The 8568-nt window shown below is 75.5% G+C and carries 8 protein-coding genes; all 8 read left to right on the forward strand.

What is annotated here, in order from left to right:
- Nucleotides 1–421 precede the first annotated feature (421 nt).
- The 8 genes from ACWF41_RS15085 (at nucleotide 422) to ACWF41_RS15120 (ending at nucleotide 8418) form a co-directional block, all read left to right on the forward strand.
- On the forward strand, nucleotides 422–1075 hold the full coding sequence (locus ACWF41_RS15085) for a GNAT family N-acetyltransferase (protein ID WP_380325514.1): 654 nt from the start codon (nucleotides 422–424) through the stop codon (nucleotides 1073–1075).
- Nucleotides 1076–1270: 195 nt separating this feature from the next.
- Nucleotides 1271–2467: an inositol-3-phosphate synthase gene (locus ACWF41_RS15090; protein WP_380325517.1), complete on the forward strand. Its 1197-nt coding sequence runs from the start codon at nucleotides 1271–1273 to the stop codon at nucleotides 2465–2467.
- Entirely contained in the window at nucleotides 2464–3354 is an 891-nt protein-coding gene (locus tag ACWF41_RS15095) for an SCO3242 family prenyltransferase (protein WP_380325520.1), read from the forward strand. The genes ACWF41_RS15090 and ACWF41_RS15095 overlap by 4 nt, the downstream gene beginning before the upstream one ends.
- A complete protein-coding gene (locus ACWF41_RS15100; protein WP_380325523.1) occupies nucleotides 3351–4280 on the forward strand; it encodes a sugar phosphate isomerase/epimerase family protein in 930 nt (309 codons plus the stop codon). Before ACWF41_RS15095 ends, ACWF41_RS15100 begins: the two co-directional genes overlap by 4 nt.
- Nucleotides 4277–4912, forward strand: coding sequence for an EboA domain-containing protein (locus ACWF41_RS15105; RefSeq protein ID WP_380325526.1), 636 nt, complete (start codon nucleotides 4277–4279; stop codon nucleotides 4910–4912). Before ACWF41_RS15100 ends, ACWF41_RS15105 begins: the two co-directional genes overlap by 4 nt.
- A gap of 2 nt (nucleotides 4913–4914) precedes the next feature.
- A complete protein-coding gene (locus ACWF41_RS15110) occupies nucleotides 4915–5787 on the forward strand; it encodes a TatD family hydrolase (RefSeq protein ID WP_380325529.1) in 873 nt (290 codons plus the stop codon).
- A gap of 10 nt (nucleotides 5788–5797) precedes the next feature.
- The gene (gene eboE, locus ACWF41_RS15115; protein WP_380325532.1) at nucleotides 5798–7006 is read left to right on the forward strand and encodes a metabolite traffic protein EboE; all 1209 of its coding nucleotides are present in this window, start codon (nucleotides 5798–5800) and stop codon (nucleotides 7004–7006) included.
- On the forward strand, nucleotides 7003–8418 hold the full coding sequence (locus ACWF41_RS15120) for an alkaline phosphatase family protein (RefSeq protein ID WP_380325535.1): 1416 nt from the start codon (nucleotides 7003–7005) through the stop codon (nucleotides 8416–8418). The genes eboE and ACWF41_RS15120 overlap by 4 nt, the downstream gene beginning before the upstream one ends.
- Nucleotides 8419–8568: the final 150 nt, after the last annotated feature.

Here is an 8568-nt window from a genome sequence, read left to right on the forward strand (position 1 = left end):
GAAACCAACAAAGGTTCCAAAAATTTGGCATTGACTATCAAACACACTGTTGAGTTCTCAAACAACCGACGCACACCCACAAGACCAGAACCATTTCCGTTCCAGCCCCGCCGGGGCAACCCCTCAAACTTACCAGATTCTTTCCGGCCGTTCCAACCGCCTGTTTTCCAGGTTTCGGATCGCCCGACATTCATCGGCAAGCCCCACAGACGATGTCCGGGGCGCACGAATGCTAACCCGTTCTCGTAGTGAGTTCCAACCCCGGTCGGCCACCCGAGCTCCCCGGTGTCCCGGTGATGCTCTTCGGTGTCCGTCTCCCTGTCGGGCTGACGTCGTAGAACATTACACGCTCCGCGGCAGCCGGCCAACTCCCTGCGCGGTGACGCGGGGCACACCCGGTGGGCCGCGCGAGAATCGTCGCGTGACCTCCTCTCCGACAGCCGCCCCGCGCCCGGCGTCCGTCCTCGTCCGTCCTGCCCGGGTCTCCGAGGCGGCGCACGTCGCGTGGCTCGCCGCCCTCACGTTCCCCCTGGCCTGCCCGCCCGGGACCCTCGTGGCCACGATGGCCGCGCACGTGGCCACGCACCTCGCGCCGGCCGACTTCCGCGCATGGGCGACCTCCGACCGGCACGCTCTCCTGGTGGCGGTCGACGGCGGGCCCGCGGGCGCCGCGTCCGACGACGTTCCCCCGCTGCTCGGCTACGCGCTCGTCGCGTTCGGCGAGCCCGACGGCGCCGAGGAGCGCGCGGTGCTGCGCGCAGCGGCGGGTCCTGGCCCCTACGCCGAGCTGTCCAAGATCTACGTGCACCCCCAGGTCCTGGGCGGCGGCGTGGCGGCGCGCCTCCTCGAGGGGGCCGCCGCGGCGGCCGCCGGGCTCGGGGAGGCCGCCGGCGTCGACGCGCCGCTGTGGCTCGGCACCAACGGCCAGAACGCCCGGGCCCAGGCGTTCTACCGCAAGCACGGCTTCGACGTCGCCGGCACGCGGACCTACGACGTCGGCGGCGTGCGGCACGCCGACGTCGTCATGCTCCGTGGCGCCGACACCCCGGGCACGAGCTCGCGCCGCCCGGACTGACAGGGCATCGCCGGTCCGGCCGCGCACAGGCGGAGCCAGTTCTCCCTGATGTCGGCTGACCCCGACATTCGGCAGCGCGGGATCGACCTTTTGATTGCTATCCGTCAGAAGCCTCGCTAGCGTGGCGGAGTCGGGGGCAGAGGGGCCGCCGACTGGCTGCTCGGCGCCGCGCACCGCCGGACATGGGGAGCGACGATGCACCACGCCACTGCAGACCACCACCACTCGACCGGACGCACGGGCCTCTGGCTCGTCGGCGCCCACGGTTCGGTCGCCACGACGGCCACCCTCGGCCTGGCGGCGCTCGCCGAGGGCCATTCCCCCGCGACGGGCTGCATCACCGCGGGGCCCGGGTTCGAGAACGTCCCGATGCCCGCGTTCGGCGACATCGTCGTCGGCGGGCACGACCTCTCCCCCACGACGATGACCAAGCGCGCGGAGAGCCTCGTCGAGGCCGGGATGATCCCGCCGCGGCTCCTGGCGGCCACGCACCACGCGCTCGAGGCCGCCGACGCCGACGTCCGCACCGGCTACGACCCGGCCGAGCACCGGGGCAGCCAGCAGGACGCCGCCGACCGGCTCGCCGCCGACATCACCGCGTTCCGCGACCGGCACGACCTCGCGCGCGTGGTGGTCGTCGACGTGTCCGCGACGGAGCCCCCCGTCACCCCGGCCCGCGAGCACGACGACGTGGCCGCCCTGCGCACCGCACTCACCGACCCGGGCCGCGCCGTCCTGCCGGCGTCGTCCGTCTCCGCGTACGCCGCCGTGCTCGCCGGCGCCCCGTACGCCGCGTTCACGCCGTCGGCCGGGATGTCCCTGCCCGCCCTCACCGAGCTGGCCACCGAGGCCGGGCTCCCCGTCGCGGGACAGGACGGCAAGACCGGGCAGACGTGGCTGCGCACCGTCCTCGCGCCGGCCTTCGCCGCCCGGGGCCTGCGCGTGCTGTCGTGGGCGGGCACCAACCTGCTCGGCGGCGGCGACGGCGCGACCCTCGCCGACCCCGAGGCCGTGCGGAGCAAGCTCGCCTCGAAGACCCGCGGCCTGCGCGACCTCACCGGCAGCGCGGTCACGCCCCTGCACATCGACAACGTGCCCGACCTCGGCGACACGAAGGTCGCGTGGGACCACGTGCACGTCGAGGGGTTCCTGGGCTCGCGCCTGACCCTGCAGACCACGTGGAGCGCCTACGACTCGATGCTCGCCGCCCCGATGGTGCTCGACCTGGCCCGGCTGCTCGCCCTCGCCCACTCGGCCGGCGTGGCCGGCCCCGTCCCGGAGCTCGGGTTCTTCTTCAAGGACCCCTGGGCGTCCGAGGTGCACGACGCCGCCACCCAGGCCGCGGACCTCGCCGCGTGGGCGGTGCGCACGGCCGACCAGGCGCGCCGGTGACGCCCCGCGACGTCGCCGAGCTCGTCCGCGCGCCGGCGGCGCTGTCGGTCCTCGGCGACACGCTCGCCGGCATGGCGTCGGCGCCCGGACGCATCCCCGCCCGCCGTCGGGTGCTCCTGCCGACCGCGTCGGCGTGCCTGTACCTGGGCGGCATGGCGCTCAACGACTACGCCGACCGCGACCTGGACGCGATCGAGCGGCCCGAGCGGCCGATCCCCTCGGGCCGAGTCACGCCCCGCCAGGCGCTCGGGACCGGCGCCGCCCTCACGGGCGCCGGCGTGACGCTGGCCGCGCTCGGCGGCGGGCGGAAGGCGCTGGCCGTCGCCGTGCCCCTGGCCGCGTGCGTCCTCACCTACGACCTGGTGGCGAAGGACAGCCCGTCGGGCCCGCTCGTCATGGCCGCCTGCCGCGGCCTCGACGTGCTCCTCGGCGCGGCGCCGACCGGGGTGCGTCCCGCGCTGCCCGCGGCGGCCGCGCTGGCCGTGCACACCCTCGGCGTCACCGTGCTCTCCCGCGGGGAGGTGCACGGCACGACGACGGCGGTCGGCACGTCCGCGGCCGTGACCTCGGCCGTCGTCGCCGCCGGGACGGTCGCGGCGGCGCTCGCTCGCCCCGCGGCCGGCCCCGCCGGGAGGTGGGCCCGCCGGGGCGCGGTCGCCGCGGCGTCCGCGTACGCGGCCGCGTGCCTCCCCGGCCAGGTCCGCGCGGCCCGGGACCGCTCCGCCGGCGCGGCGCGGTCGGCGACGAAGGCCGGGATCCAGGCGATGGTGCCGCTCCAGGCGGCGTGGGCGCTGCGCGGCGGTCGGCTCGAGGCCGTGGCGCTCGCGGGCGTCGCGGTCGTCGGCGGCGCGCTGCTGCGCCGGCGGGGCCGGGTGAGCATCACGTGACCGCCGCCACCACCGCCTCCACGACGACCACGCGGCCCGGGTTCCGCCTCGGGTACGGCACCAACGGGTTCGGCGACCACCCGCTGGCGACGGCGCTCGACGTGCTGGACGACGTCGGGTACGACGCCGTCGCGCTGACCCTGGGGTTCCCGCACCTCGACCCGTTCGCGCCCGACGCTGACGCGCAGGTGGCCCGCGTCGCCGAGCGCCTCGCGCGGATGCGGGGCGGCGCGGGGGCCGCCGTCGTCGTCGAGACCGGCACCCGGTACCTGCTCGACCCGTGGGTCAAGCACCGCCCCACCCTCGTCGACGCCGAGGCCGACGCGCGGCTGCGGTACCTGGAGCGGGCCGTCGACGTGGCGGCCGCCCTCGACGCCGAGTGCGTGTCGTTCTTCTCCGGCATCCTGCCCGCCGGGGACCGGCCCGCCGAGGGGTGGGCGCGGCTGCGCGACCGGCTGCCCCGCCTGCTCGAGCACGCGCGGGCGCGCGGGGTGCGCCTGTCACTGGAGCCCGAGCCCGGCATGCTCGTCGAGACCGTCGACGACGCGCTGCGGCTGCGCGACGACCTCGGCGTCGCGGGGGACGACCTGGGCCTCACGGTCGACGTCGGCCACTGCCTGGTGGTCGAGCCCGACGGGGTGGTCGGCGCCCTGCGCGCCGCCGCGCCGCACCTGGCCAACGTGCAGCTCGACGACATGCCCGCCACCCACCACGAGCACCGCCCGTTCGGCGAGGGCGAGCTCGACCTGCCCCTGGTGCTCGCCACGCTGGCGGAGCTCGGCTACGCCGGCGTCGCCGCGGTCGAGCTCCCCCGGCACTCCCACGACGCACCGCACCTCGCCCGCCGCAGCCTGACAGCGCTGCACCACGCGTGGCGGACGGCGTCCACGCGCGAGACGTCCACGACCACGGAGGTCCGACCATGACACCCATCCCCACCAGCGAGGCGACCGCCTGGCTCGAGCAGGCCCGCGCGGACGTCGCGCGCGACCCCGACGCCGTCACGCGCGCGTTCGCCCTCGCCCCCCGCCGCGTGGGCCGGGCCCCGCTGCACCCCGAGACAGACCCGGCCGGCGTCGTGCGCGGCACCGTCGACGACGCCGCCCGGGCCGAGCTCGTCGTCGCGCTCGCCGCCTCGTCCGGCGACGGGCTCGCCGACCGGCTCGCCACCCTCTACCGCGGCGGCGACGCGGCCGAGCGCCGCGGCGTGCTGCGCGGGCTCGACGCGCTCGCGGGGAACGGCGACCTCCCGGACGACGTCGTCGCGACGGGCGTCGAGCTCGCCGAGGACGCGCTGCGCACGAACGACCAGGCGCTGGTCGCGGCCGCCACCGGGACGTTCGGGTCGCGGTACCTCGACCAGCACACCTGGCGGCACGCCGTCCTCAAGCTCGTGTTCATGGGGGTGAGCCTCGACGCCGTCGCCGACCTGGGCTCCCGCGCGGACCCCGAGCTCGCCCGCATGGCCACCGACTTCGCCGCCGAACGACGGGCCGCCGGCCGGGTCGTCCCCCCGGACGTCGACCGGCTGATCCCCACGACCACCACCCAGGAGTGAGCATGCGCATCCTCGACCCCCACATCCACATGACGAGCCGCACCACGGACGACTACGAGGCCATGTACGCCGCCGGCGTGCGCGTCGTCGTCGAGCCGGCGTTCTGGCTCGGCCAGCCGCGCACCTCGGTCGGGTCGTTCTGCGACTACTTCGACGCCCTCCTCGGCTGGGAGCGGTTCCGCGCCGCGCAGTTCGGCATCCGGCACCACGCGACGATCGCGCTGAACCCCAAGGAGGCGAACGACCCGCGCTGCCGGGCCGTGCTCGACGAGATCCCCCGCTACCTGCTCAAGGACGGCGTCGTCGCAGTCGGCGAGGTCGGGTACGACTCCATGACCCCCGCCGAGGACGAGGTGTTCGCCGCCCAGCTGCAGCTCGCGCGCGAGGCCGGCCTGCCCGTCCTCGTGCACACCCCGCACCGGGACAAGCTCGCGGGCACCCGGCGCACGCTGGACGTGGTGCGCGAGTCCGGCCTGCCGCCCGAGATGGTGCTCGTCGACCACCTCAACGAGACCAACGTCGCGATGGTGCGCGACGCCGGCTGCTGGGCCGGGTTCTCCATCTACCCGGACACGAAGATGGACGAGGACCGGATGGTCGCCCTCCTGCGCGAGCACGGCACCGAGCGCATGATCGTGAACTCCGCCGCCGACTGGGGCCGCTCCGACCCGCTGAAGACCGCCCGCACGGGGCACGCGATGCTCGACGACGGGTTCACCGACGACGACGTCGACCAGGTGCTCTGGCGCAACCCCGTGGAGTTCTACGAGCAGTCGGGGAACCTGGTGCTCGACCCGATCCCCGGCTTCGTCCCGGGCGAGGCCGCGAGCGCCACGTTCGAGGGCTCCTCCGTCCTTCGCGGCGCACGGGTCTGAGGGGCACGCGATGCTGCTCTCCTACTGCACCAACGTCCACCCCGCCGAGGACCTCGACGGCGTGCTCGACCAGCTGGTCCGCACCGCCGGGCCGGTCCGCGAGGCCGCCGGGCTCCCGACGCTCGGCGTGGGCCTCTGGCTCCCCGCCGCGCTGGCGCACCGGCTCGACCGGTCCCCCGAGGACCGCGACCGGCTGCGCCGCGTGCTCGCCGAGCACCACCTCGTGGTCCACACGCTCAACGCCTTCCCGTACGGGGGGTTCCACGACGAGGTCGTCAAGCACGCCGTCTACTCCCCCACGTGGGCGGAGCGGGCGCGCCTGAACTACGTGCTCGCGTGCGCCCGGGTGCTCGCCGACCTGCTGCCGGACGGCGTGGACGGCTCGATCTCCACGCTGCCGCTGGCGTGGCGCGCGCCGTGGACGCCCGCGGACGACGACGAGGCCACCCGCGCGTTCGCCACCATGTCCCGCGGCCTGCGCGACCTGGCCGAGAGCACGGGGCGGACGGTCCGCGTCGCCGTCGAGCCCGAGCCCGGCTGCGTCCTCGACACCGTGGACGACGTCGTGGCCTGGCTCGCGGCCCGCACCGCGCCGGACGTGCCGGCCGAGCGACGCATCGACCCCGAGCACGTCGGGGTCTGCCTCGACACGTGCCACCTGGCCGTGTCGTTCGCGGACCCGGCCGCCGCCGTCGCGCGCATCACGGGCGCGGGCCTGCGCGTGGTCAAGGTCCAGGCGTCCGCCGCGCTGCACGTCGGCGACCCGAGCGACCCCGCCGCGCGGGAGGCCGTCGCCCGGTTCGCCGAGACCCGGTACCTGCACCAGGTCCGCGAGCAGGGGGCCGACGGCGCGGTCGCCGGCGCCGACGACCTGCCCGAGGCGTTGGCGGGCCGCCTCCCGGCCGACGGCCCGTGGCGGGTGCACTTCCACGTGCCGCTGCACCACGCGCCCGCCGCCCCCCTGGCCGCGACCACCGACGTGCTGCGCGCCGCCGTCGCGGCCGTCGCGGCGGCACCGCACGGCGACCGGGCGCACCTGGACGTCGAGACCTACACGTGGTCGGTGCTCCCCGCCGACGTCCGCCCCGAGGGCCCTGCCGAGCTGGTCGAGGGCATCGCGGCGGAGCTGCGCTGGGCGCGCGACCACCTCGGCGGCGGGTCCGCCGAGCCGGGCACCACCACGAGCACCATCCCCCTGAACGCGAGGAGCGTCGCATGAAGCCCGTCCTGCTGCTCGACGTCGTCGGGCTGACCACCCGCGCCCTGGCGCAGATGCCGCGCCTGCGCCGCCTGGCCGCCGGCGGCTGGTCCTCCGGGCTCGCGACAGTGCTGCCGGCCGTGACCTGCAGCGTCCAGTCGACCATGCTCACCGGCCTGATGCCGGCGCAGCACGGCGCCGTCGGCAACGGGTGGTACTTCCGGGGCCTCGGCGACGTCTACCTCTGGCGCCAGCACAACCGCCTCGTGGCCGGGGAGAAGCTCTGGGAGGCGGGCCGCAAGGCCTCCCCCGAGTACTCCGCCGCGAACGTGTGCTGGTGGTACGCGATGGGGATGACCACCGAGGTCACCGTCACCCCGCGGCCGATCTACCACGCCGACGGCCGCAAGTCGCCCGACGCGTACGTGCGCCCGGCGGCCCTGCACGACGAGCTGGTGGGCCGGTTCGGCGAGTTCCCCCTGTTCACCTACTGGGGGCCGACCGCGTCGATCGACTCGAGCCGCTGGATCATCGGCGCCACCGGCCACGTCCTGAGGGGGCGCGCCGACGACCTCACGATGGCGTACGTGCCGCACCTCGACTACGACCTGCAGCGGTTCGGCCCGGACTCGCCGCAGGCCGACGCCGCCGCGGCCGAGCTCGACGTCGCGCTCACCCCGCTCCTCGACCAGGCGGAGGCCGACGGCGTCACCGTCGTGGTCGTGTCGGAGTACGGGATCGCGGGCGCGGACCGGCCGGTGCACCTCAACCGGCTACTGCGCCGCGAAGGGCTGCTCCAGGTGTACGTGCAGGACGGGCGCGAGCAGCTCGACCCGTGGGCGTCGCGCGCGTTCGCCGTGTCCGACCACCAGGTCGCGCACGTGTACGTCGCCGACGAGTCCGACGTCCCGCGGGTCGCCGACCTGCTGCGCTCCGTCCCCGGCGTCGACGAGGTGCTGGACCGCGAGGCGCAGGCCCGGTACGGGCTCGACCACGAGCGCTCCGGCGAGCTCGTCGTCGTCGCGGAGCCCGGGGCCTGGTTCACGTACTACTTCTGGCTCGACGACGCCCGCGCCCCGGAGTACGCGCGCGGCGTCGACATCCACCGCAAGCCGGGCTACGACCCCGCCGAGCTGTTCTTCGACCCGGCGGACCCGCTCGCCAAGGCGAAGGCTGGCCTGAACCTGGTGAAGAAGAAGCTGGGGCTGCGGTACGCGATGAGCACCGTGCCGCTCGACCCGTCCTGCGTGCGCGGCACCCACGGCCGGCTGCCGACCTCGTCCGCGGACACGCCGCTCATCCTCTGCTCCGACGCCGCGGTGCCCGCGTCGGTCGCCGCGCTCGTCGCGGCGGACGACCGCCAGGTGCCCGCTACCGCGGTCAAGGACCTCGTGCTGGAGCTGCAGGGGCACGCCGCCCTCACGGCGCGGTAGGCCGCACGGTCCGCCCCCGCACGGCAGAGGGGGGGGGGAACCCCCCAGGGGGGGCCCCCCTTTCCTCCGCCCGCTCCGCACCCCTCCCCCCGCTCCTCTTCAGACCTCGTTCTCCAGACCCAGAACACGTCTGCCTTTTGGGCTGCTTTT

The sequence above is a fragment of the Isoptericola sp. NPDC055063 genome (assembly GCF_053608125.1).